Genomic DNA, 24,534 nt, shown 5'->3' with positions numbered 1-24,534 from the left:
TATATAGACATCAAACTATCCATAGCTTTCATTAATTGTTTAATTAATATCTTATATTATTAAATCACAAAATTCCATTGCAACATTTATATCATTTGTTTTATACGTATCCTTAGTTGTATTTTTATTTAAATATTGAAATTTTATCTTTGGAAGTAGTATTACTACTTCATCTCCTTCATCACATTTATTATTTACATATACTTTACCATTTTGAAGTTCTAATAAAGATTTAGCTATTGACAAATCTTTAGCATAAGTATTTAAAGGACAACTTTTGGTATCATTTTTAAAAACATTAAATGTAGAATTATTAAAACTATTTCCTCTGTATTTAAATACTATATTTATATAGTTTTTTCTTTCTAAAACCCTTATTAATATATCAGATTCTTCGAATGATACCATGCAAATATTAGAAAGAATACTAAGTATTATTTTCTCAATTAAATTTGGATCACACTTTATAATCAATTCTTCTATTTCTGTATCAAATATTAAGTTTTGATTTTTAATATTTGCATATTTAACAGACCTTGATATTATATCCTCAATTAAGTATACAATATTATAATTTTTAAAATCTACTTTAAATTCATGTGCATCTATTTTTACAGCGTCAATTAAATTATTTATAGTTTTTAAAACTTTTAAGCAATTTTTAATTATTACAGTTTCATATTTTAAATAATACTCCTTTAATTCGCTAATTCCTATATTACTCATTGTATCTATTAATTGTACACTTGAATAAATTGAATTTATAGGCTCTTTTAAATCATATGATAATCTTGAAAAAAACTGCTCTTTTATTTTATCATAAGATTTTAAATCATTATATCTATTATTTATTTTAGTAACCTTTTTTTCATTTTCTATATTAATATCCTTCAAAATTGAATTCATTCTCTTCGTAATCATTAACGCTTTTTCATAATCACCACTTTTCTTATAAGCTGCTTTAATTCCATCATAACTTCTTAATGTATATTTAACATTAAATCTATAAGATATTCTTAACGCATCATTATAATACTCTAAAGCGTCTTGGTAGTTTCCCTCAAATATACAAATATCTCCTCTTATTATTTTTATCCAGTAATCTGTATTAGTAAATTTAAAATTATTATTATATTTATTATAATTTTCTTCACTCTCACTAATTAAATCTTTAATTAGTACTACTTTTTCTCTTCCAGAGACTCCCGCTCTTAGTTCAAGTATTATTTTTCTACATATCTGTATATTTATTTTTATTCTGAATTGCTGTTGCTTGAATTTATCTAACTTTTCAATATTTTTATTAAGGTATTTAATTAGATTTTGTACATCTTCTCCCAATTCCTTTTCATTTAAATATATTTCCAATATCTCAATAACTAAAGTTAATTTTGTCATTATGCTTAAATTATTTTTATATTCTTCTATCGTTTTAACAATTATTTCCTTAGCCTCATCCAATCTATTATCAATAGTAAAAATATCCTTCAAATAACAAACTCCAAATGCTATTTCATCATATTTATTTTTAATCTTTGCATATTTTATGGCTTGTATAAACATATCTTTTGCTGAATTATAATCCTTCATAGAAAAGTATACTTCTCCAAGACAAACATAAATATTAAATGTTTCTTCCTCTTTTAATGAAGATATCATTTCTCTAGTTTTATTTAAATACTTTTCTATATATTGACTTTCTCTTTTCTTTAATGCTTCTGTGTACATAGCTGATAAGTATAGCTGAACTAAATGAAAATATGACTTTTCCTCTATAAAAATCTCTTCTGCTAATTTAAAATATTTTTTTGAAGATAATTTTCATCAAGATCCGAATAACACTTAGTCATATATAAATATATTTTTCCTCTTTCATGTAAGCTATTTATTTTATTACTATTTATAGCTCTTTTAAAAAATCTAACTGCCTTATTTTTGTTCTTTTCTAAATAATAATAAATACCTTTTGCATATTGTATATTTTCATAATTGTTTTCATTTTCTATATATTTTTGTATTTTTGCCTTAGTTTCATGCAATCTTTCATTTCTTAATATATTTAAATATCCATGATCAACTTCATTTATTAATTCTGAAAATAATTCCATATCATTACTACCTCTACTAACTGTATAAATCATAAATATCAGATAATTCTACTGATATTTTTTCAACATTTAATTTATACCCTTCTTTTTTATAATCAGTACACTCTTCTTCAACAATCTTATCTTTAGGTAAGTTTAATACAAATTCACTTCCACTCTCATATTCAGTGTTTAAATATATTTTTCCATTCAATAAGTCTACTAATGATTTTACTAAAGATAACCCTATTCCACTTCCCTCTTTACTTACATTTAATGATTTATCTACTTGAGTAAACTTATGAAAAATTTTATCTTTCATAGCCTTTGGAATTCCTACTCCTGTATCTCTTACCCGTATTTCAACTTCATTTTCTTTATCATTAATACTAACTATAATCTTACCGTTTTTAGGAGTAAATTTTATTGCATTTGATAATAAGTTTAAAATTATTCTTTCAACCATGTATACATCGCATTTTATTATAAGTTCTTCTATATTAGTATCAAATAATATCATAATGTTTTTTATTTCTACATATGGAGTTACTGAATTAGTAATTTTCTCTACTAACTCAACTATATTCAAATTATTAAAATTAGCTTCATAATTACCTTTATTTATTTTAGTTACGTCTATAATATTATCTATAAGCTTAAAGCTTCTTAAACAATTTTGCTTTATGTTATTTTTGTACTTTAAATAATATTCCATAAACTCATTTTCATTTTTATTCTTATATAAATTTAGTAGTTGCATTGACGAGTATATTATATTTATAGGAGTCTTGAACTCATGAGAAATATTAGCAAAAAACTCACTCTTAGCTTTCTCTGACTCTTGTAGTACTTCAAGATTTTTGTATAACTCTACATATTTTTCTCTATATTTACTATTATCATATGAAATCATTATAGAGTTAGCTTTCTCTAAATATTCCATAGCCAATTTACAGTTACCAATTTTTTCATGTGTGTTAGATAATCTTTCATATATTTTTTCAATAAATTTATATCCATATTTTCTAGAAAGATTTATTAGGTTATTATAATGATATAATGCTATTTCATATTCATTTAAGTTATAATATATATCACCATATAACATTTCTATATATAAATCAAAATTACTAAATCTAAATGTATCTCGATATTTTTCATAAATATCTTTAGCTTTATTTAACTCTTCTAATATATAGTTTGATTTTTCATTTATCTTTAAATAATATCTACATTTAATAAGTATTAAATTTGCTTCAAATTGCTCCTTAGTCTTAATTGGCATCTTCTTTATATTTTTCTCAACCAAATATATTAATGAGTTTATGTTTTCCATATTTAAATTTAAATCTATATATAATGTAGATAATTCCATATAAACTGTAGTAATAAGAAATAATGATAAGCTATTTTTATTATTAGTTATAAGCTTATTAAATAGTTCTATTGCATCTCTTCTTTTATCTATATAAGTATATCCAACTGCTATATAATACATTAACAATACCTGAATATCTTTTAAATTATATTTTTTTGCTAATTTATATCCCTTATTATATAATTCTAATGCCAATTCATTATCATTTAGTTCTATTGAAAAAATAGATCCAATTTTAAGGTACTCTTCTGCTATCCAATATCCATGATTTTTCCCTATCAAAGCTAAAGCTTTTTTTATTATACTTATACCTTCATCTTTTTTTTCATTTCTAATTAATTTAGTTGATAAATTAATGTATAGATTAATTAATGATTCATAATTTTTCTCTGATAACAATGTTTTTTCCGCTAACATTAAATGAGTTTCATATCCATTTATATCATTTTTAGCTAAGAACATTTTTGTAAGTTCTGCATATACTTGTCCTAAGCATATATTATCACTATTATTTATCATTAACTCTCTTTCTAAATTTTCTGTTGCTTCATCTATAATAATTTTATTTATATTAACTAATGTCTTTAAATAATATGATTGTACTTTATCTATACTTTTTGATCCATCATCTACTTTTTCCAAAGCATTCACGGCACTTGAGTAAGCCTTATTCATGGTGTCACTATGTTCCTTTATCACTTCTAAGTCTCTGATCTCTTTTTCTAACGCTTTCATGCTATCCCCTTAAATCTAAGTATTAACCTAAAATATATATGATTCAAATAATTATAAATATATAATTAATTATACATTTCATCCTAAATTTTAACAATATATTATTTGTTTTTATTCAATATTTAGTCATATTTCATTTTATTCCTAACTATTCATTAATGTTTAAGTTCTCAAATAAATTAATAATTATCTATTGAAAATTTATTTCATTTTTCGAAATTACATCTTGAAATATTCAATCTTATAGGTTACAATAATATTAATTTGTAAATGTTTCCATTAAATATAATTTTTAATTTAATTTTAAATTTACTTTAAAAATATCTAAATTAATTAAGGAGGGGTATTATGATTAAGAAAAAAGCTTTGACATTATTTTTACTTGCTAGTATATCTAGCCAAGCAATTACTTGGCAAAATTCATTTGCAAAAGCAAATGAATCACCTCTATTTAACTTTAAGTCTTATGACTTTACTACTATGGAGTCAACTTATGATGAGAACACACCTGTGTATCTTTATAAAAATGGTCCTCAGGTAACTATTCCTGATAAGTTTGATAATCCTAAAGAACAATTTAGAACAGCTTGGCTATCAACTGTTGTAAATATTGATATTTCTGATGTAACTAGTGATCCAAACCTTTCTGCTGAAGAAGAATTCAAAAATGAACTTTCTTCAATTCTTAATAGATTTGAAGAATTAAATTTAAATGCTGTTACTTTTCAAGTAAGTCCAATGCTGGATGCTTGGTATCCATCTGAAATAGCACCATGGTCTCAATACCTACATCAAGGTGGTTCTAACTATACATTCCAAGGCCAAGACCCTGGTTTCAATAATTTTGATCCATTAGAATGGTTAATCTCTGAAACCCATAAAAGAGGTATGGAATTCCATGCTTGGTTTAATCCTTATAGAGTTACTAACACTGTTGACAAAAGACCTATTCTAGATAAATTGAATGAACTTTCAGAAAATAATTTTGCAAGGAAAAATCCTCATTTAGTATACGAATTTCAAAACAAATTATTCTTAGATCCAGGCAGACCAGAAGTAATTGATTATGTTGTTCAAAGAGTAGAGGAAGTTGCTACTAAATATAATGTAGATGCCATTCATTTTGATGATTATTTTTATCCTTATAAATATACTGAAGATGGTAAGGATATATACTTCTATACTCAAGACCTAGATAAAGAAACCTTTATTGATTATAATAGAGGTTATGGTGAATACAACATTGAAAATGCTGCTAAATGGAGAGAAAATAATATTAATCTTCTTATAAAATCAATTAAAGATACGATAACTAGCATTAATATAGCTAATAATAGATCTATACAATTTGGAGTTTCTCCATTTGGAATATGGGGACATGCAGAAAATTATCCTGAAGGATCTAATACACCTATAGGATCAACCTCAAGTCTTAGAGACCAATTTGCTAATACAAGAAAATGGGTAAAAGAAGGCTTAGTGGATTATTTAACTCCTCAAATTTATTGGTCCTTTAATACTGCTGCTGCTCCATATGGCGAATTACTTAAATGGTGGGATTCTCAATTTGAAGGCATAAATAATTCTCATCTTTATATTGGACATCCTAACTATAAATATATAGATGCTTCTTGGGATAATAATTTTAAAAACCCATATGAAATAGCTAACCAATTAAGATTTAATCAAAAGTTTGAAAACGTTAAGGGAAGTGCATTTTTCTCCTTTGATAAATTATTACCTAAATCAGTTGCTACTCCTGGCGATAAATATGATATATTGAATCATTCTAATACTATTTTGCAAAAGGAATACTTAAACTTACCATCAAATGTTCCTGGAAAGCCTTGGCTTGATAAATTAGAAACTCATCCAGTTACTAATATCAAATATGAAGTTAACGATAATATAGTTAAATTGAGTTGGGATGATACTAATGCAGATAGCAAATTCTATTGTATTTATAGACAAGAAGGAAACCTAGATGAAGTAGATATTACCAACCCTCAAAATTTAATTGCAAGAAAAGGTATAGAATCTGGAAAAGAGTTTATTGATGCAAATATAGAATCTAATAAAACTTATACTTATGCTGTTACTATAATAGACAATGCCTCTGTTGAAAATGAAGCTAAAATATTTAATAAAGAAGTTCTAGATAATGAAAATGCTGCCTTACCTATTATAGACGCAATTAATAAAATTCCATCCTTAGATGTATTAAAGTTAGATGATGAATCACTTGTTACTTCTGCTAGGGCTTTAGTTATAGATTTTAACAATGATGTCTATATTACTAACTTAGATGTATTAGTTGCTGCTGAAAATAAAATAGCAGAACTTAAAGAGGAAAAAGCTAAGGAAGAACAAATAGCAAAAGAAAATGCTGCTATTTCTGCAATAGACAAGCTACCATCTCTAGAGAATATATCCTTATCAGACGAAGCCTCTATTAAAGATGCAAGAAAATTAGTTACTATTGCAAATAATGATTCAGCAATAACAAACTTAGATAAACTTGTAAAAGCCGAATCTAAAATTAAAGATTTAAAAGATAATTCTAATACAAACCCTGGTGAAAATAATAATAATAATAATAATAATAATAATAATAATAATCAAGATGGTAAACTTCCAAATACAGGAGGAAGAAATTCATCAATTTTGTTTAGTTTTGCATCAATGCTTACTATAGCTGGAGCCACTTTATTTAAGAAAAATAAATTATAAAAAGATATTAATCCTAGCAATCAAAAAAATTGCTAGGATTAATTATCTTTACATTTAATTTATTGTTCTTTAAAGTTTATTTAATTTACAGTTAATATACTTATAATATAAAATCCATTTATAAAACATATTATGATTTTATAATAGATCTAGTTTAGATTCTTATATGAGCTATTGAAATAATGTAAATTTTCCTAGCGGGAAAATTATTTCTACCTTTGTTCCTACTTTTTCCTTTGATTCTATTTTAATACCTAATCCTAACTTTTCACATAAACTTTTACACAAATAAAGCCCCATTCCTGTTGATTTACCAAATACCCTTCCATTTTCCCCTGTAAATCCTTTTTCAAATACTCGCTCTACATCTCTTTGATTTATACCTACTCCATTATCTTCTATTATCAATGAATTACTATTTTCATTGACTTTAGTATATATAGTTATTTTTCCTTTTCCCTTTTGAGAATATTTAATTGAATTTCCAATAATTTGATTAATGATAAAGCTTACCCATTTTATATCACTAAAAATCATTATATCTATTTTTTTTAGGTCTAAAGTTAGCTTCTTATTTATAAAATCCCTTGAATTATTTCTTATTGCTATTTTAACAGCATCTGATAAATTAAATTCTTTTATTATATAATCCTTGCTCACATCTTCACTTTTTGAATAATATAATACTTGTTCTATAAAGCCTTCTATCTTCTTTATCTCATAAGATATTTTTGAAGCAATTTCACTTTCACTATTTTCTAATATTAATTTAGTTGAAGCAATTGGTGTTTTTATTTCATGAACCCAAGTTTCAATATACTCTCTATACTCAGCTTGCTTTTCTTTATAGTATTTAACATTTTCATTCATATTTTTATTTGTTTCTTTTAAAACATCATATACTATTTTTCCTTCTAAAAATTCAGGTTCTTCAATAACTTCAGTAAGTAGATACTTTTTATCTAAATTTTCTAATACAGATATCATATTTTTATAAAAACTATTTTGCTTAAAATATTCTATAAAAATATTTATAACTAAAGGTCCTATCCAGGTAAAAAATATTAATACTATTAACCACTTATTTACATGTGCAAAGAATAAGGTAATAGATACAAGTACAAATAGAAAAATATTTATTATTATTCTAGCTCTTCTATCACTAATGTATTCTAATATACTCATGGCATTATATAACCTAACCCTCTTCTAGTTTCAATAATATTACTTAATCCTATTTCTTCAATTTTCTTTCTTAATCTAGTTACATTTACTGACAAAGTATTATCATCTAAAAATAAATCAGATTGCCATAACGCATCCATTAATGTATCTCTTGAAACAATCTTGCCTTTATTCTTAATTAAATATGCTAAAATTTTCAATTCATTTTTAGTTAATTCTATAGTATTCGAGTTATATGAAATACTTCCATTTGCAAGATTTAACTTCAAATCTCCATAACTAATTATTTCATCACTATTACTTTTTCCATAGCTTCTTTTTAATATTGCTGATACTCTAGCTATTAATATTTCAGTGTTATATGGCTTTGTAATAAAATCATCAGCTCCTAAATTCATACTCATAAGTTCATCAACTTGACTATCTCTACTAGTAACTACTATTATAGGTATATCCGATTTTTTTCTAACTTCTCTACAAATATAATATCCATCATAAAAAGGAAGATTAATATCTAATAAAATCAAATTTGCATTACTTTTATCAATATATTCGATTATATTTTCAAAAGAATCTGGAGCTTCAACTTCATACCCATATCTTTCTAGATATATCTTAAGCTCTTCTCTTATAGACTCTGAATCTTCAACTATAACGATCTTATACATTTTTCACCTCTATATTATTTTTTATTATTACATATTTTATAATATGTTTATTATATACTAAAACTTACTATTATCATACAAACTTAAATTATTTTATGAATTATATTCTGTATGTTTTCAAAAAAATAGCAACCTTATTAGGTTGCTACTTATCTATTTAACTATATTTTTATACCCAGTATATGTTGCATAGAAATATCCTCCATAAACTGCTACTAAAGTAAACAGTGTAACAAATGATGATAATCCAATACTTGGCTTGTTAAATAAGATTATAAAATCATTTATAACACTAATTCCTACTAGTGAATGTACTATTGCTAAAATAAGTGGAACCATAAAATATATTAATGTTTGCTTAAATATAGTTTTATTTATCATTTTCTTAGATGCTCCAATTCGTTTAAGTGAGATATATCTTTCCTTACTATCAGCAGCTTCTGATAATTGTTGTAATGATAATATTGCAGCACTAGAAATTAAAAATACTATTCCTAAATATATTGCTATAAATAAAATGACAGTTGTCATGCTTTTATTCTCAGTATATATTTGATTTCTAGTATAACCTAATACAAAATCTGTATAATCATTTCTTGTATAACTTCCACTCCTAAAGTCTGTAAATAAGTTATCATATTTCTCTTCATACTTACCTTCAGGATAGTTAACATTTAAAATTGATCTTGATGTAACTAACTCACCCTTAAAACTATCTGGAACTATAACTGTAAAGACATTTCCTGAAAGTAAATCTGTATAAAACGACTCTGTAATTAAATCTGTATTGGCTATTTTATATTCCTCTCCACTTAAAATTATAGTTTTTTCATTTTTAGCAAATTCACTAATTTCTTTAATTTTATTTTCAAAGCTTGAAGAAATTAATACTTCATCTTGATTTAAAGATAATTCTTTTTCACCTTTAAGTCTCATAATTTTATTATAATCTGATATTTTAATAAATTCGATTGGGTTATCTTCAAATCCCTTCATACTGTCAGGACTTTTTGTATAGTCTTTAAGAATATCTCCTAACTTTTCTTTTGAAACATATTCAGTATATATTATATATTTCTCATCTTCATTGAATTTGAAATTTAATTTATCTAGATTTTCCTTTATATCCTTTGAATTAGATCTTTCATCAAGATACATAATTGCTGAAGCCGAAAATGGTGTTGCTCCTTTTAAACTACTTTCAAGAGCATTTTTAAAGCTAAGTCCTGTTGAAAGTGTTGTTATCGTCAAAAATAACATTAGTGAAATTACTGTCATAGATACAAAGTTAGTATTAATTTTACTGCTTATTTGCCTTAAAACAAATATATTAAGTTCTTTAAAATAAGTTTTTTTATTTTTTTGAATTAAATATATACTAAATCCACCTAAACTTATAAAAAATAATAATGTTCCTAAAACACCCAATATTAAAGCCATAACAAACTTAATATCTTCTGGCTTTAATCCCGCTTTAATTACCAAATAATATGCTACTGATAATATCATTACTGATAAAATAAATATTATAATATTCACAATTGGATTTTTAAATTTTATATTTTCACTTTTTCTAGCAGCTGTTAACATATCAATTAATTTATATTTTGATACTACAATAGTATTGAAAATCATAACTAATAAAAACATTATCCCAAAATAAATAGTACTTTTAACTATTGCTTCAGATGATATTATAAATTTATATTCTTTCATACCAACTTCAAATAATTTTGCAGTAAACACTGATAATCCTTGAGAAAAAATCACTCCTATAACAAGTCCTGCTAATAATGACATTATCCCAATAATTAAGGTTTCAAAAAGTAATATTTTAGAAATCTTATTTTTCCCCATACCTAATGTCATATAAATTCCAAGCTCTTTTTTACGCTTTTTAATTAAGAAGTTATTAGCATATATTATTAAACTTCCAAGAATAACTGATACAAATATTGAAACCATTCCTATAATTTTGCTTAAACCACTTATCGTATCTGACTGGCTACTATTCATTTCAAATATAGCTTTTTGGGATTCTATAGAATTAAAACTGTAAAATATACAAACTGCAAATGTTAATGTCAAGAAATATATTGCATAATCTTTTATACTCTTTTTTACGTTGTTAAATGCTATTTTAGAATACATCTCCTGCATCACCTCCTAAAAGAGTAACTACTTCAATAATTCTATTAAAGAATTCCTTTCTAGAATCTCCTCCCCTTACAAGTTCATTGAATATCTTTCCATCTTTTATGAATAAAATTCTATGTGCATAACTTGCTGTAAAGGCATCATGAGTAACCATTAATATAGTTGCTTCTAATTCTTTATTAAGAGTTTCAAATGAATCTAGAAGTAACCTTGATGATTTTGAATCTAAAGCTCCTGTTGGCTCATCTGCTAATATCAATGATGGATTTGTCACAATTGCCCTTGCTGAAGCTACTCTTTGTTTTTGCCCACCTGACATTTGATATGGATATTTACTTAGCACTTCTGTTATTCCTAGACTTCTTGCAACATCTTTTATAAGCCCATCAATTTTATTATGACTTCTACCTTGGATAGTTAGTGCTAATGCTATATTTTCATAAGCAGTTAATGTATCTAAAAGATTAAAATCTTGAAATATAAATCCTAATTCATCTCTTCTAAATTTCTCTAGTTGTTTTGATTTTAATTTTGTAATATCCTTATCATTTATTACTATATTTCCTGTAGTTACAGTATCTATTGTTGAAATACAATTAAGAAGTGTTGTTTTACCACTTCCAGATGGCCCCATTATTCCAACGAACTCCCCTTTTTCAACTTTAAAGCTTATATTATCTATTGCCTTAGTTACATTTTCTTTATTTCCATAATACTTTTCTATTTTTTCTACACTTAAAATATTCTTCATATTATCCTCCCTCTTATTAACTACATTAATGTTTATATATAATGTTTTTCTTACAATCATATTTTATCCTAATATTAATTAATTACATATTTATGTAACTTTCATTAAGCTTTCATTTTTGTAAGATATCTGCATAAAAAAACAACCCTTTATCTTATTAAAGGATTGTTCAATATTTATATATTAACTTATTTTAAAATTCTTTACTATCATCAACTTTAACTTGTTTCGTAAATTTTACTATATAAATAATTTTTCTTGTAGCTAATTTAAAAATATCAATATAGCCCTTGCCTATTTTATTTTTAGTTTCATAAATTAATAAAAATATTCCTACCGTTAATGGAATAATATAATAGCTTATACGATACAAAACTAAAGCTAGTAATGCTTCTTCTTTATTTATTCCTAATGCACTAACCCCTAATATAAATGATAAATCAAATCCTCCAATTCCGCCAGGCATCATACTAACAATACCTATAGCTGAAGATATAACATAAATTGGAAATATTTTCGAAAGTGGTAAAGAAGTTCCTAATAGCTTTAAAATACTAAATAATAATAAAGCCATTGCTATCCACTCTAAAATTGAAATTGTCATTATCCTTATGGTCTTTATAGCATTTTCACGTTTTTCTTTATTTGTATACCTATATAGATTATATATAAAAATAATTGGGGCATAAAGTGCTGCTAAAAATATCCCTAGCCTTACTAATTCAAATTTTTTTAAGTTTGATATATTTGAAATAGAATAAATAAAGCAAAGTGCAGAAAAGCCAGTAAAATTTAATAATACCACTTTTGATACTTCTTTAACTAATGCCGCCTTGTCCTTAATGTAAGGTGAATAAAAATGACTTTTAAGTGCTATTGCAGCTGCTCCGCCAAATCCTACTATACTTGAAATAGAGCTTGCAATCCAAGAAGATTTATAAAGACTCTTATTATCTAAAGAAATATTACATGTATCCTTTATTATAAAATCATATAAGGATAATGGTAAATATGATAATAATCCTAAAATAGCAATAATACTTAAAGTTATAAAAGAAAGCTTGTCTTTATATATGTAAAATGTATGCATATCAAAATCTGAAAATAGCTTTCTAAACTGAATAATAATTACTGTAAATATACTAATCATAAAAGCTACTTTCATCCATACCTTTACTTTATCTTCTATCTTAACAAACATATAAATTCTCCCAACAAATCAATTTATACAATACATAAAAATATATTTACTTAATCTTTATTAGTATACATCAATAGTAAGGTAAATTCAAAATATTTTTATTTATTACTATTATCTTTCAGAAATTTATACTCAAAGTTCTAATTAATATTTAATATGTCTACTTTGAGGATATTTTATAAATTAAATTTTTTTTCATCATACCCTGCAAATACTACTAAAGCAACAACAGTTAAAACTTCTTTAATCTTTCTCATAAAAAATCATCTCCCATATCAATTTATAAATTTATTATATTAATTATTTTACCTTTGTAGTATTTATGTATATTACTTAAAGCTTTCAATTATGTAACCTTTTTTTATTTTTATAAAAAATCATCTTTTTAAGTAAAAGATAATTTAATTTTATCTTTTATTACTCAAAAAGATGATTTTATAGTATTATTATTTGATTATTTTTATTATAAGTTATTTTTTTACTTTCTTATAAAAAGTATTTTCAAGTGGTAATTTAGTTCTAAATTCACCATCTAATTTATAATAAGCCCCTTGCATTGCTGGAGCAGCTGGAACAACAACAATTTCTCCAACACCTTTTGCTCCATATGCTAAACTTGATTTATTTTTTTCTACTAATATAGTTTCTATTTCTGGAACTCCTGTTGATCTAAATAATCCTAATGTTCCAAATTTAGCTAATGGAACTCCATCTTTTAATGGATAATCTTCTGTTAATGCATATCCAAGTCCCATAACTACTCCACCTTCAATTTGACCTTCTACAGCTATAGGATTTACAGCTCTTCCAATATCATGAGCTGCAACTACTTTTATTACCTTTCCATTATCATCTAAAACTACTACTTGAGTTGCATATCCATAAGCAACGTGACTTACTGGATTAGGCTTTGTACTACCCATTGGATCTGTATCTGAAACATATTCCCCATAGAATTCTTCACCCTCAAGTTCCCCTAAAACTTTATCCTTTAAGGCATCTTTTAGTTTCAAAGCTGCTGCTCTTGTTGCTTCTCCTGTAAATACAGTTTGTCTTGAAGCTGTTGTTGTTCCTGAGTTTGGTGTAGTAAAAGTATCTGGATTATCTACTGAAACTTGCTTTGGATCTATTCCTGTAGTTTCACAAAGAATTTGTGTTGCTATTGTACCAACACCTTGTCCAATGCAAGCTGCTGAAGTTCTTATAACAGCCTTACCATCCTTAATTACTATTCTACATCTACCTGTATCTGGAATGCCTACACCTAAGCCAGCATTTTTAAATGCACAAGATATACCGACATTTTTATTATTTTCAAAAGCATCTTTTACAGCTTCTAAAGTTTCTACTAATGCAGTTCCTTCATCAGCAATTTGTCCATTAGGTAAAACTTGACCTGGTCTAATTGCATTTCTATACCTAAACTCCCATGGTGAAATTCCTACAAGCTCTGCAAGCTTATTTATGTTACATTCATTTGCAAACGCTGATTGAGTAACTCCAAAGCCTCTAAATGCTCCTGCTGGTGGATTATTTGTATATACAGCAATACCTTCTATTTCCACATCTTGATAATTATATGGTCCAGCTGCATGAGTGCAAGCCCTTTGTAATACAGGTCCACCTAATGATGCATAAGCTCCAGTATCTGAAATTATTCTTGCCTTCATTCCAGTTAAAATTCCATTTTCATCGCAAGCTGTAGTAAATTCCATTTCCATTGCATGTCTCTTTGGATGGATTATTATACTTTCTTTTCTGCTTAAAGAAACTTTAACTGGTTTCTTTGTATAGTAAGTTAAAAGTGCAGCATGATGTTGAACACTCATATCCTCCTTACCACCAAATCCGCCTCCTACAAGCATACTTTTTATTCTTAATTTGCTTGGATCTAAATTTAAAAGCTTTCCTATTTCACGAAGCTCATCATAAACTCCTTGTCCACCTGTATATACTGTTAGAATTCCATCTTCATAATTACCAACTGCACATTCTGGTTCTAAAAATGCATGTTCAGTTGGTGGAGTGCTATATTTTTCTGTTACAACATATTTTGAATTTTTTATAGCCTCATCTGCATCTCCTCTTTTTAAATATTGTCTACTTAGAATATTTCCACTTTCATGAACTTTAGGGGCATCGTCTTTCATTCCCATTTCAGGATTTATTACAGGTGGAAGTTCTTCATAATCAACTTCTATAAGATTTAATGCTTCTTTTAATATCTTCTTATTTTTTGCAGCTACTAAAGCAACAGCATCTCCTAAATATCTAGTTTCTTCTCCAATATCTATCATCGCTGGCCAATCTTGGACTAAATGACCTATAAATCTATCCCCTGGTATATCTTTTGCCGTTAAAACAGCATAAACACCATCTAAGGCTTTTGCTTTTGATGTATCTATATTTTTAACTAAGGCTCTTGGATATTTTGATCTTAATGCAGATCCATAAAGCATTTCATCAAAATATAAATCATCTGCATATTTACCAATTCCTAAAGTCTTAACTTCAGCATCAATTCTAGGTAAATTTTCTCCAACTAATCCTTTACAATATACTTTAGGTACTTCTTCATTATTTCTTAAAAGTTCTGCAACTAAATTAATAGCTTTTATAATTTTTACATATCCAGTACATCTACATATATTTCCTTTAAGAGCATTTTTTATCTCTTCTTCAGTAGGATTTAAATTTTTATCAAGTAATCCTTTTGCACTTATAACCATTCCTGGAATACAAAATCCACATTGTACTGCTCCACATTTACCAAAGGCATAAGCAAAAACATCTCTTTCTCTTTCACTAATTCCTTCAACTGTGATTACATCTTTATTTTCTAATTTACTTAACTTTTGAATACATGCTCTTTGTGCTATACCATCAATTAATACCATACAAGCACCACAAGCACCTTCTGCACAACCATTTTTTACTGATGTCAATTGTACTATATCTCTTAAATAATCAAGTAAACCCATATCTTCATTTACTGATACACTTTTACCATTGAGCTTAAAACTATACATTTAATTTGCTCCTCCCAATTATCAAAATAATAATTTTAGTGTTTTATAAATAAAAAATCTTTTTGATAACTTATTATACGTAGTTTTTTAGTTCTTCTTCTTTTAAAGCATTTCTTTCATCAATATAATAAGAATAATCTTTTAAAATTGTTTCAGCAGTAATTTCTAATTTACTCTTTTCTTCTTTTGAATTAACTACATATATATATTCTTTTCCTTCTTCTCGTAATAAGAATTTATCTTCTCCAATTCTTAATAATCCAGTATTCTTTGAATTATTATATTCTTCTAAATTCTTATAAATAGTAGGTTTCTTAAGATAAGGGAATCCACCCTTTGGACAGAACATATGACAGTTACCACATTCATTACACATATTTTCAACATGAGCTATTTGATAATTAGCTGAAAGTTCTTCAACTGGTACTCTCATATTAGCTCTATTTGGACATACATCAACGCAAATTCCACAACTCTTTAAGCAATCAAAGGTCTCTAACTTATCTTCTAAAACTTTACCGTTACCTTTATTTTTATAATTAGTATCATTCTTTGCCTTATCAGCTAAATCATTTAAAGCTTCAATATTTAATCCTTCAGGTGCATGTCCAGATTTTTTCATTTCATTTAATACCGCAATGTTATTTACATATCCTTTTGGTTGCAAAAATAATGTCGCTATTGTAATAGGCGCAATTCCAGTACTAAAAACATCTAATACATTATTTTTATCTATTCCACCTGATATTGACATACATATATTATTAAACTCATTAGAAATTTTTTTAGCTACATTTATTGCTATTGGGTAAAGTGGTTTTCCAGACATATACATAGCATCCCCTGGTATAACATTTCTAGTATTAACTACAGGTAATGTATTTGTTAACTTAACCCCAAATGTTACATCATTTTCATTACCTATTTGTAGTAACTTAGATATTATTTCTTTAGCCATATCAAATTGTAAATCATGTTCAAAGTCTTCTTTTTTAAGTTCTATGTCATCGTAGCCTAAATCATCTAATATTTTTCTTACAGCATCATAACCTAATAATGTAGAATTACATTTTAACAATGTATTTATATTTTTATTTACCATTAAATGAGTCGCTATATCTAAGATTTCACTTGCTTTACATCCATGCATTGTTGAAAGTGTAATTATATTTGTAATCTTTGAACTTAGCTTATCTATATCTTCTAATTTAAATCTTTTAAAGTTATTTATATTTTTCTTTAATACTTCTATACACTCTTTAAATGCTCTAGTATCTCTTGCCTCTTTAAGGTCATCAATAAAATCAGAAATCTTTTTTGATTGAATTCCTTTAAGGTCATATCCTACACTTATATTAAGTATAAAATCTTTTACATCAGATAATCCAAGCTCAATTCCCATTACTTGCAACAATACAGAGGCTTTAATATACTCTTCTTTTGCTTCTTCAACTGTTAATTCTGTAGACCATTCTACATTGTATCCTACATTTTTAACATCAATACAAGGTCTTGCTATCATTTCTTGCATTTCTTTTCCATCTACTATTTGAACAGTCTTAGGTTCAAAATATCTACAACCTGTTAAATAAGCTGCTAAGAAGTTTTGTGTTAATTGTGTATGAGGACCTGCTGCAGGACCTACTGGAAATCTTAAATACTCATTGCAAAAATTCATTTCTATACTATTATCAATATCTCTATAAAAATCCTTTTCTTCTATTCCAAATATTTTTCCTTTTGTATAATAATCTTTAAGAGTTAAATCAAGAATTTTTTCAAAAGACATTACTTTCATTACATCGCTCATAATTCTTCCACCTTTCATAAGACAAATTAATATAAATTCCTATCACTATAAATTTTAATTATTATCTAAACTTTGATATAAATTTACAAATACTATCACTTCTATTTAAGTTAATACGAACTTTCTATTCCCGTATACGTAAAAAACTTATTAAATCTTTAATTAATAACTCTTACATCTGATCCCATAACCTTTGAGCTATTTTTCTTGAGTCTGCAAATATTTTTTCTTCATCTATATTTACTAACTCTCTATTTTTCATAACAATTTTTCCATTTATAATAGTTGTTATTACAGATCTTCCTGTAAATCCAAAAAGCATATGACCATTTATATTACTTGCATTCATTGGAGTCAGAGGATTATAATCAACTATAATCACATCTCCATAAGCTCCTTCTTTTAATATCCCAAGACCTTTATTAAAAAATCTATTTGTTATATTTCTATTATTTTCAAATAACAACTTAAATGTTTCATTAAAAGCTACACTTGGATGACACCTATTATGTCGTTGTATTATAGGGAAAACCTTCATGGACTCGAACATATCGCTAGTATATCCATCAGTTCCCATTCCTATATTTATACCTTTATTTATCATTTCTAATACTGGAGAACATCCAACTGCATTTCCCATATTTGATTCTGGATTATTAACTACATTTGTATTAGTGTGTTTTAATAATTCCATTTCCCTATCATTTATATGGACACAATGGACTGCTAAAGTCTTTTCTCCTAAAATATTAAAATCATAAAGTCTTTCAATAACTCTTTTTCCACTGCTCTTTAAAGACTCATGTAAATCTGATATGCCCTCTGCTGCATGAATATGAAATCCTGAATTTAAACTTTGAATTTCTTTAGTACATCTTTCCAAAGTTCTATTACTTAATGTAAAAGACGCATGAAGTCCAAATAGGCCTTTTATCATATCACTTGAATCTTTATTAGCATACTTAATAAAGTTTACGTTTTCATTAATACCCTCTTCTGCTATTTTATGTCCATCTCTATCAGATACCTCATAACATAATGAAGTTCTGATTCCAAGATCTTTTGCTACATCTCCTATAGTGAATAAACTATCAGTTATACTCATAGGACTTGCATGATGATCAAAAACAGTAGTTACACCATTTTTAATACAATCAATATATGTTGTGTACGCACTATATTTTGTATCCTCAAGTGTCAACTTTTTATCTAGCTTCCACCAAAGTCTTTCTAGTATTTGATTAAAGTTTTCTGCAGGACTTTCTTTAGCATCCATACCTCTAGCAAAAGCACTATATATATGATGATGCGTATTTATTAATCCTGGCATTATAACCTTGCCTTTAGCATCAATAAATTCATAATCCTTATATTTAGCTTTTAAAATTTCATAATCTCCAACTTCAATAATTAAATTTTCTTTTATAGCAATAGCTCCATTATTTATAATGGGTTTATCAATATCCTGGGTTATAACTATACCATTACCAATTAAAATCATCTATTATCCCTCCAGTATAATATACTTAAAATTATATTTAGCATTATCCATGCCAAATTCTATAAAATTATTCTTTTACTTAATTTTATTTTAAGTATTTTTATAAAAATACTCATTTAATCCTAAACTTTCTTTAAGCTAATATTCTTATCTATGTTGAAATTAATAGCCTTAAAATAAATATATTATGTTTAATGTCTAATATATATATTAAGAATGGTGAAAGTAAAGTATTAAATGATTTTAAATTTGGAACAAGTTTTTACGACAGTATTTTAATTGATAATACTTTAGTTAAAAATTAATAATAAGCTATTTATAGTCTTATTTCAGAATAATATTAATTTCATTACTACTAATTTAAGGTTTATTATCAATTTAGTAATTATAATTATCATTTTAAGAAAAGAAATTAAAAAGCTACCAAAGTAATTAATCAAATTACAGAAATAAAATTCCATATCGATAAGATATACATTCATTGTAAAGATGAAAATATATTGAGAAATGTAAAATATAATGATATGCATAATACTTTTATCCTATAAAAACTAGAATTTTACGTGACAAAACAATCTAACTTATATCTATATTTGTATTAAGAGATTTAAGACAAGACAATTAATATTTATATAAATTTTATTTAATACTCATTTTTACTGGAATTGTAAATCATATATTATATATAATAGAAATATATGTTAAATAAAAATTATATTTAACTCAGATATACTCTTTGAATCTGATTATAAATAAATGATGTGGTTAATATTAATAAAGTTCATATAAAACACTCAATTATATTATTAGCATTTGCTTTTATATTTATATCTTTTAGTAACAGTACTGTAAGCAGTAATCCCGATAATATTGACATTTAAAATGTTGTAAAATAATCATTTCTTACGATAAAGGATATTCTGATGAATTATCAAAGTATATCTCAGAAGAAGTATTTACTGCAAACCAAACATCAAATGGATGGTATATTATCAATAAATATGAACTAGCTTAACTAATAATGTAAACTTTTGATTGATAATTGCTATTAGAATAATATTTGGAGGTGAAACTATGAAAATATGTCCTTATTGTAATAACAAATTGATAAGAATAGATATAATTTTTAATAATTCTTCTAATATCAAATGCTCAAATTGTAATAATAAACTTTTTCAAACTAAAAGGTACAATATTATAAATAATATTCTAAGTTATTTACCTATACTATCATATATATTTTTCACTAATGAAATAGATTTTTATTTACTTAACCTTACTAAAAATCCTAAGTTATCAACTGTTTTCTTTGCATTTATATCAGGTTTATGGGGATGGTGTATAATGGTTTATCTCCATTGTAGTCAAAATATAAGTGATAGTTACTGAAACCTGTATAACTATCACTTATATTTTGAAATTTATTCAATCTTTTAGTTTATTATATATATAATCTATTTTTTCGCTCACTTCTTTATTTTTTAACCTAACAATCCAAAATTTGTTAATGAATTTATATATCAATATTATAATACCAAATAATAAAAAGAAATTAAGAACTGTTACTATAATAGTTGCGAAATTTATCTCAATAGAACTTTTCCTTTCTTTATAACACCAACTCACTTAGATCATTAACACTTTTAAATAGTAATTTGAGTTTTTTTCATAAATAAGCTCCTTCATTAATATTATTTAGTTGATATATCCTAAATAAAACACTATTTATTTTAAAATACTATAATCATCTTATATAAAATAAACTATTTTTTATCATTAAAATTATAAAAAGCATTATATTTGTCAGTATTTTCAGCTTTTCCTATATAAAGTAGCTAAACCTATTCCAAGTTTTTTAGCCGCCTTAGATTTTCCTTTTGTGTCATGTCCGTATTTTTCTAAAGCATAATTTATATATCTTTTTTCTAATTCCTCTAAAGTTATAAAATCTTCATCTGTAATTTTATATAAATCGATTTCATTATGTTTATTATAATAATCTACTATATTATCTGGAAGTATACTACATGATATCACATTATCTTCATCTACTAAATTTATCATAAACTCCACAGCATTTTGTAGCTCTCTTATATTACCTTCCCATGGATAGTTTTTTAGTTTTTCTATAACATCATCCTCTATATAAACTCTTTCTAATCTATATGTTGAACAATATTTCTCTATAAAGTTTAACACTAGCTGCTTTATATCTTCTTTCCTTTCCGAAAGATTTGGAATTTCTATTGGTATAACATTTATCCTATAATAAAGATCTTCTCTAAACCTTTTTTCCTTTATCATTTCTTTTATGTTTTTGTTAGTTGCAGCTATTACTCTTATGTCTAAATTTATCATTTTATTAGAACCTATTTTAGCAAACTTTCTTTCTTGAAGAACTCTAAGAAGTTTTACTTGTAATGCTAAAGGCATATCTCCAATTTCGTCTAGAAATATTATTCCCTCATTAGCAAGTTCGAACTTACCTATTCTACCACTATTACTTGCTCCACTAAATGCTCCTTTTGCATAACCAAATAATTCACTTTCAAGTAATGCTTCTGGTATAGCTGCACAATTTATGGCTATAAATGGTTTATTACTTCTATTACTTTGTGAATGTATAGCTCTTGCTATAACTTCCTTGCCTGTGCCACTTTCTCCTGTTATAAGCACTGATGAAGTTGAATTTGCTATCTTTATAATTTTCTTTTTAATATTCTTCATTGCCTCTGATTCACCAATTATAGATTCTAATTTTATTTCTCCCCATACATTATTTTCAGTTATATTATTACATTTATCTTTTTTACAAATTTTATTCAATATAATAATATGTTTATAGTTGTATGAATCGAAATCAATTTCTAATAATTCTCCTATACCGTCATAATCAATTCCCTTAACCTTTATCCCAATCTTATTATTTTCTTTATCTTCCCCTATAAATATTTCTACTTCTTCTAAATCAATACTTTGGATATTTAAGGCTCTTCTTACGTAATTGTTTGCGTAAATTACTTTATCGTTAGAATTTAAAATTATAATCCCATCGCTTATTTTATTAGCTATGTCTTCAATAAACTTTTCTTCCATGCTATCACCTTTTGTAAAATATTATTGATTGTCATATCCTCTCATAATATTATGTTACCATTTTTCTCTTATTCTTACAATTATTATAATCATCAAAAAAGAAGCTTAGACTCATAAAATAACCTTTTTATAAGCTCATTTTATATCTAATGCTTCATTTTAATTTATTTATTAACATTCATATAAATTGTAGGAATTAATGCATACATAGCTGCTGCCTTTACTATTTCACTCTTCCATGTTCTTTCATTTGGTGCATGTGCTTGATCTTCATGTCCTGGCCCAAAACCTATACATGGAATACCATACCTCCCCATTATAGAAACACCATTAGTTGAAAATGTCCATTTATCCACAATAGGTTCTACCTTAAATAAATATCTATATGACTCTATAAGCGTCTGACATACTTCATGTTCTTCAGGTATAACCCATGTTGGAAAATACGCTTGTGTCTCATAAGAAAGCCCTGTATAAGATTCCTTATTATAATTATACATAGATACTTGTGCTTGTACATTTTTAACGGAAGGTAGCTCTTTAATTTGATTTATCGCCAATTGATAAGTTTCTCCATCGGTTAATCTTCTATCTATAGAAATACTACATCCATCTGCTACAGCACATCTTGAAGGTGATGAGTAAAATATTTCAGATACAGTTAATGTACCTTTCCCAAGAAAATCATTATCCATAAGCTCATTATCTAAATTTCTTAATTCATTTAATATTGGAGCCATCTTAAATATTGCATTTTCACCTCTTTCTGGAGCTGATCCATGGCAACTTATTCCATTAGTGCTAACTTTTATTTCTACTCTTCCTCTATGCCCTCTATTTATATTACATGCAGTCGGCTCTGTAATTACCACAAATTCTGGCCTTATATTATCCTCGTTAATTATATATTGCCAGCAAAGTCCATCACAATCCTCTTCTTGAATAGTACACGTTATAAGTAAAGTATAATCATCTTCTAAGTTTAAATCTTTAATTATTTTTCCTGCATAAACCATGGCTACTAATCCACCACCTTGATCACTTGCCCCTCTTCCTAAAATAATTTCAGCATCTTCATCACCTTCATATGGATTATAGTTCCAAAGACTTGGATCTCCTACTCCTACAGTATCAACATGTCCATCCATTGCTATTAAATGACTTCCTGTTCCAATATAAGCTAAAATATTACCCATTGGATCTATTTCTATCCTATCAAATCCAACCTTTTCCATTTCCTCTTTTATTCTCATTATCTTAAGTTCTTCATTACAACTTTCACAAGGTATAGCTATTATTTCTCTTAAAAAGTCACTCATATCTTCTTTGTATTTCTCAGCACATTTCATTACCTCTTCAGATATAAAACTATAATCCATATTAGTTCCCTCCACCTTAATCTCTAAAGATATATCTAATTACGTATAAAGCATATTTTATGCCAAATATTTTATAAAAATCAGAATTAATTTCCACAAAATTTTATTAGAATTGGTAGAACTTCATATAAAAACCTAATAATATTTTTAAGCAGTTATCAAAATAATAATTTATATCATTTTGATAACTGCTTCTTATTCTTCTGTACTTGTAATGAATTTCTTATAGTCAGCTATAGTATCTATATCTTGAAGAAATAATTCATTATCTATATCTATATAAATAACTTTGCTCTTATTACTTTTTATTACTTCTCGCCCTCCAAAATCTCCTTCTAATGCCTCTAATTCATCTTTTAAAAATTTAGGAAAAATAACAGGACTCCCTGTTTTGCCATTTGCTCTTGGTATTATTATACTATCTTTGAAATTTAGAGAAGCAGTTACTAATTTATTTATTGAGATACTATCTATAAAGGGTTGGTCTCCACAAAAAAACATAAAATTTTGATTTACATCTACCATTGTTAATCCAAATTTTATAGACTGACTTTGTCCATAAATCGCAAATTTATTTTTAATTACTTGTATCTCTTCTCTAATTCCAATCTCAATAACACTATCTTCCCTTGCAACTAGAATTATATTAGAAATATCACTTTTCTTTATTTCTCTTATAACCTTTTGAAGGATTACTTCCTCTCCAATATTCATTAATAACTTATTTTTTCCCATCCTTCTACTAAAACCAGATGCTAAAATTATTCCATTCATTTATCCCACACCCTTATTTTTAAGGAAGCACTTCCATATAATAAATTAATCGA

General features: G+C 25.9%; 16 protein-coding genes. 2 read left to right on the top strand and 14 right to left on the bottom strand.

The genetic code is table 11. From position 1 onward, the window contains the following. Positions 1–51 precede the first annotated feature (51 nt). The 3 genes from J7M87_RS03090 to J7M87_RS03080 all read right to left on the bottom strand — a co-directional run bounded on the left by J7M87_RS03090 (position 52) and on the right by J7M87_RS03080 (position 4,200). Positions 52–1,728: a tetratricopeptide repeat-containing sensor histidine kinase gene (locus J7M87_RS03090; RefSeq protein ID WP_291648551.1), complete on the bottom strand. Its 1,677-nt coding sequence runs from the start codon at positions 1,726–1,728 to the stop codon at positions 52–54. A gap of 62 nt (positions 1,729–1,790) precedes the next feature. Further along, a complete protein-coding gene (locus J7M87_RS03085) occupies positions 1,791–2,108 on the bottom strand; it encodes a hypothetical protein (RefSeq protein WP_291648550.1) in 318 nt (105 codons plus the stop codon). A gap of 16 nt (positions 2,109–2,124) precedes the next feature. Continuing rightward, a complete protein-coding gene (locus J7M87_RS03080) occupies positions 2,125–4,200 on the bottom strand; it encodes a tetratricopeptide repeat-containing sensor histidine kinase (RefSeq protein WP_291648549.1) in 2,076 nt (691 codons plus the stop codon). Between the two features lie 348 nt (positions 4,201–4,548). Between J7M87_RS03080 and J7M87_RS03075 the strand changes: the two genes are divergently transcribed. Then, entirely contained in the window at positions 4,549–6,930 is a 2,382-nt protein-coding gene (locus tag J7M87_RS03075; RefSeq protein WP_291648548.1) for a family 10 glycosylhydrolase, read from the top strand. A gap of 171 nt (positions 6,931–7,101) precedes the next feature. On the opposite strand, the gene J7M87_RS03070 is transcribed toward J7M87_RS03075, so the two are convergent. The 8 genes from J7M87_RS03070 to ssnA form a co-directional block, all read right to left on the bottom strand. Next, positions 7,102–8,115, bottom strand: coding sequence for a sensor histidine kinase (locus tag J7M87_RS03070; protein ID WP_291648547.1), 1,014 nt, complete (start codon positions 8,113–8,115; stop codon positions 7,102–7,104). Then, the gene (locus J7M87_RS03065; RefSeq protein WP_291648546.1) at positions 8,112–8,783 is read right to left on the bottom strand and encodes a response regulator transcription factor; all 672 of its coding nucleotides are present in this window, start codon (positions 8,781–8,783) and stop codon (positions 8,112–8,114) included. The genes J7M87_RS03070 and J7M87_RS03065 overlap by 4 nt, the downstream gene beginning before the upstream one ends. A gap of 153 nt (positions 8,784–8,936) precedes the next feature. Beyond that, positions 8,937–10,934, bottom strand: a complete 1,998-nt coding sequence (locus J7M87_RS03060; RefSeq protein ID WP_291648545.1) for an FtsX-like permease family protein — start codon at positions 10,932–10,934, stop codon at positions 8,937–8,939. Next, complete coding sequence (locus J7M87_RS03055; protein WP_291648544.1) at positions 10,924–11,691, bottom strand: ABC transporter ATP-binding protein; 768 nt, start codon at positions 11,689–11,691, stop codon at positions 10,924–10,926. Before J7M87_RS03055 ends, J7M87_RS03060 begins: the two co-directional genes overlap by 11 nt. Before the next feature lie 193 nt (positions 11,692–11,884). Next, on the bottom strand, positions 11,885–12,892 hold the full coding sequence (locus J7M87_RS03050; RefSeq protein ID WP_291648543.1) for a lysylphosphatidylglycerol synthase domain-containing protein: 1,008 nt from the start codon (positions 12,890–12,892) through the stop codon (positions 11,885–11,887). 470 nt (positions 12,893–13,362) lie between these two features. Beyond that, positions 13,363–15,921: a selenium-dependent xanthine dehydrogenase gene (gene xdh, locus J7M87_RS03045; protein ID WP_291648542.1), complete on the bottom strand. Its 2,559-nt coding sequence runs from the start codon at positions 15,919–15,921 to the stop codon at positions 13,363–13,365. A 73-nt stretch (positions 15,922–15,994) separates the two neighbouring features. Then, entirely contained in the window at positions 15,995–17,731 is a 1,737-nt protein-coding gene (locus J7M87_RS03040; RefSeq protein WP_291648541.1) for a hypothetical protein, read from the bottom strand. Positions 17,732–17,903: 172 nt separating this feature from the next. Then, complete coding sequence (gene ssnA, locus J7M87_RS03035; protein ID WP_291648540.1) at positions 17,904–19,232, bottom strand: putative aminohydrolase SsnA; 1,329 nt, start codon at positions 19,230–19,232, stop codon at positions 17,904–17,906. A gap of 1,074 nt (positions 19,233–20,306) precedes the next feature. Here ssnA and J7M87_RS03030 point away from each other — a divergent pair. Further along, positions 20,307–20,621, top strand: a complete 315-nt coding sequence (locus tag J7M87_RS03030) for a hypothetical protein (RefSeq protein WP_291648539.1) — start codon at positions 20,307–20,309, stop codon at positions 20,619–20,621. Between the two features lie 423 nt (positions 20,622–21,044). On the opposite strand, the gene J7M87_RS03025 is transcribed toward J7M87_RS03030, so the two are convergent. From J7M87_RS03025 to J7M87_RS03015, 3 genes are all read right to left on the bottom strand, one after another. Further along, positions 21,045–22,328 carry a sigma 54-interacting transcriptional regulator gene (locus J7M87_RS03025; protein ID WP_291648538.1) on the bottom strand — a complete coding sequence of 428 codons (1,284 nt, stop codon included), beginning with the start codon at positions 22,326–22,328 and terminating at the stop codon, positions 21,045–21,047. Between the two features lie 164 nt (positions 22,329–22,492). Beyond that, the gene (locus J7M87_RS03020; protein ID WP_291648537.1) at positions 22,493–23,707 is read right to left on the bottom strand and encodes a YgeY family selenium metabolism-linked hydrolase; all 1,215 of its coding nucleotides are present in this window, start codon (positions 23,705–23,707) and stop codon (positions 22,493–22,495) included. Positions 23,708–23,902: 195 nt separating this feature from the next. Further along, positions 23,903–24,481 carry an NTP transferase domain-containing protein gene (locus tag J7M87_RS03015; RefSeq protein WP_291648536.1) on the bottom strand — a complete coding sequence of 193 codons (579 nt, stop codon included), beginning with the start codon at positions 24,479–24,481 and terminating at the stop codon, positions 23,903–23,905. Between the last annotated feature and the right edge of the window lie 53 nt (positions 24,482–24,534).

The sequence above is a fragment of the Clostridium sp. genome (genome assembly GCF_017888565.1).
In the GTDB taxonomy this organism is placed as follows: domain Bacteria; phylum Bacillota; class Clostridia; order Clostridiales; family Clostridiaceae; genus Clostridium.
The sequence above is the reverse complement of the archived record's forward strand: the minus strand, read 5'-3'. Positions and strand labels throughout refer to the sequence as shown.

Coding starts and splice junctions, on each gene's coding strand:
- J7M87_RS03030 (WP_291648539.1), top strand. CDS start 20,307: ATGAAAATATGTCCTTATTGTAATAACAAATTGATAAGAATAGATATA.
- J7M87_RS03015 (WP_291648536.1), bottom strand. CDS start 24,481: ATGAATGGAATAATTTTAGCATCTGGTTTTAGTAGAAGGATGGGAAAA.
- J7M87_RS03065 (WP_291648546.1), bottom strand. CDS start 8,783: ATGTATAAGATCGTTATAGTTGAAGATTCAGAGTCTATAAGAGAAGAG.
- J7M87_RS03075 (WP_291648548.1), top strand. CDS start 4,549: ATGATTAAGAAAAAAGCTTTGACATTATTTTTACTTGCTAGTATATCT.
- ssnA (WP_291648540.1), bottom strand. CDS start 19,232: ATGATTTTAATTGGTAATGGTATAGTTATAACCCAGGATATTGATAAA.
- xdh (WP_291648542.1), bottom strand. CDS start 15,921: ATGTATAGTTTTAAGCTCAATGGTAAAAGTGTATCAGTAAATGAAGAT.
- J7M87_RS03025 (WP_291648538.1), bottom strand. CDS start 22,328: ATGGAAGAAAAGTTTATTGAAGACATAGCTAATAAAATAAGCGATGGG.
- J7M87_RS03050 (WP_291648543.1), bottom strand. CDS start 12,892: ATGTTTGTTAAGATAGAAGATAAAGTAAAGGTATGGATGAAAGTAGCT.
- J7M87_RS03055 (WP_291648544.1), bottom strand. CDS start 11,691: ATGAAGAATATTTTAAGTGTAGAAAAAATAGAAAAGTATTATGGAAAT.
- J7M87_RS03090 (WP_291648551.1), bottom strand. CDS start 1,728: ATGTACACAGAAGCATTAAAGAAAAGAGAAAGTCAATATATAGAAAAG.
- J7M87_RS03020 (WP_291648537.1), bottom strand. CDS start 23,707: ATGGATTATAGTTTTATATCTGAAGAGGTAATGAAATGTGCTGAGAAA.
- J7M87_RS03040 (WP_291648541.1), bottom strand. CDS start 17,731: ATGAGCGATGTAATGAAAGTAATGTCTTTTGAAAAAATTCTTGATTTA.
- J7M87_RS03060 (WP_291648545.1), bottom strand. CDS start 10,934: ATGTATTCTAAAATAGCATTTAACAACGTAAAAAAGAGTATAAAAGAT.
- J7M87_RS03070 (WP_291648547.1), bottom strand. CDS start 8,115: ATGAGTATATTAGAATACATTAGTGATAGAAGAGCTAGAATAATAATA.
- J7M87_RS03080 (WP_291648549.1), bottom strand. CDS start 4,200: ATGAAAGCGTTAGAAAAAGAGATCAGAGACTTAGAAGTGATAAAGGAA.
- J7M87_RS03085 (WP_291648550.1), bottom strand. CDS start 2,108: ATGGAATTATTTTCAGAATTAATAAATGAAGTTGATCATGGATATTTA.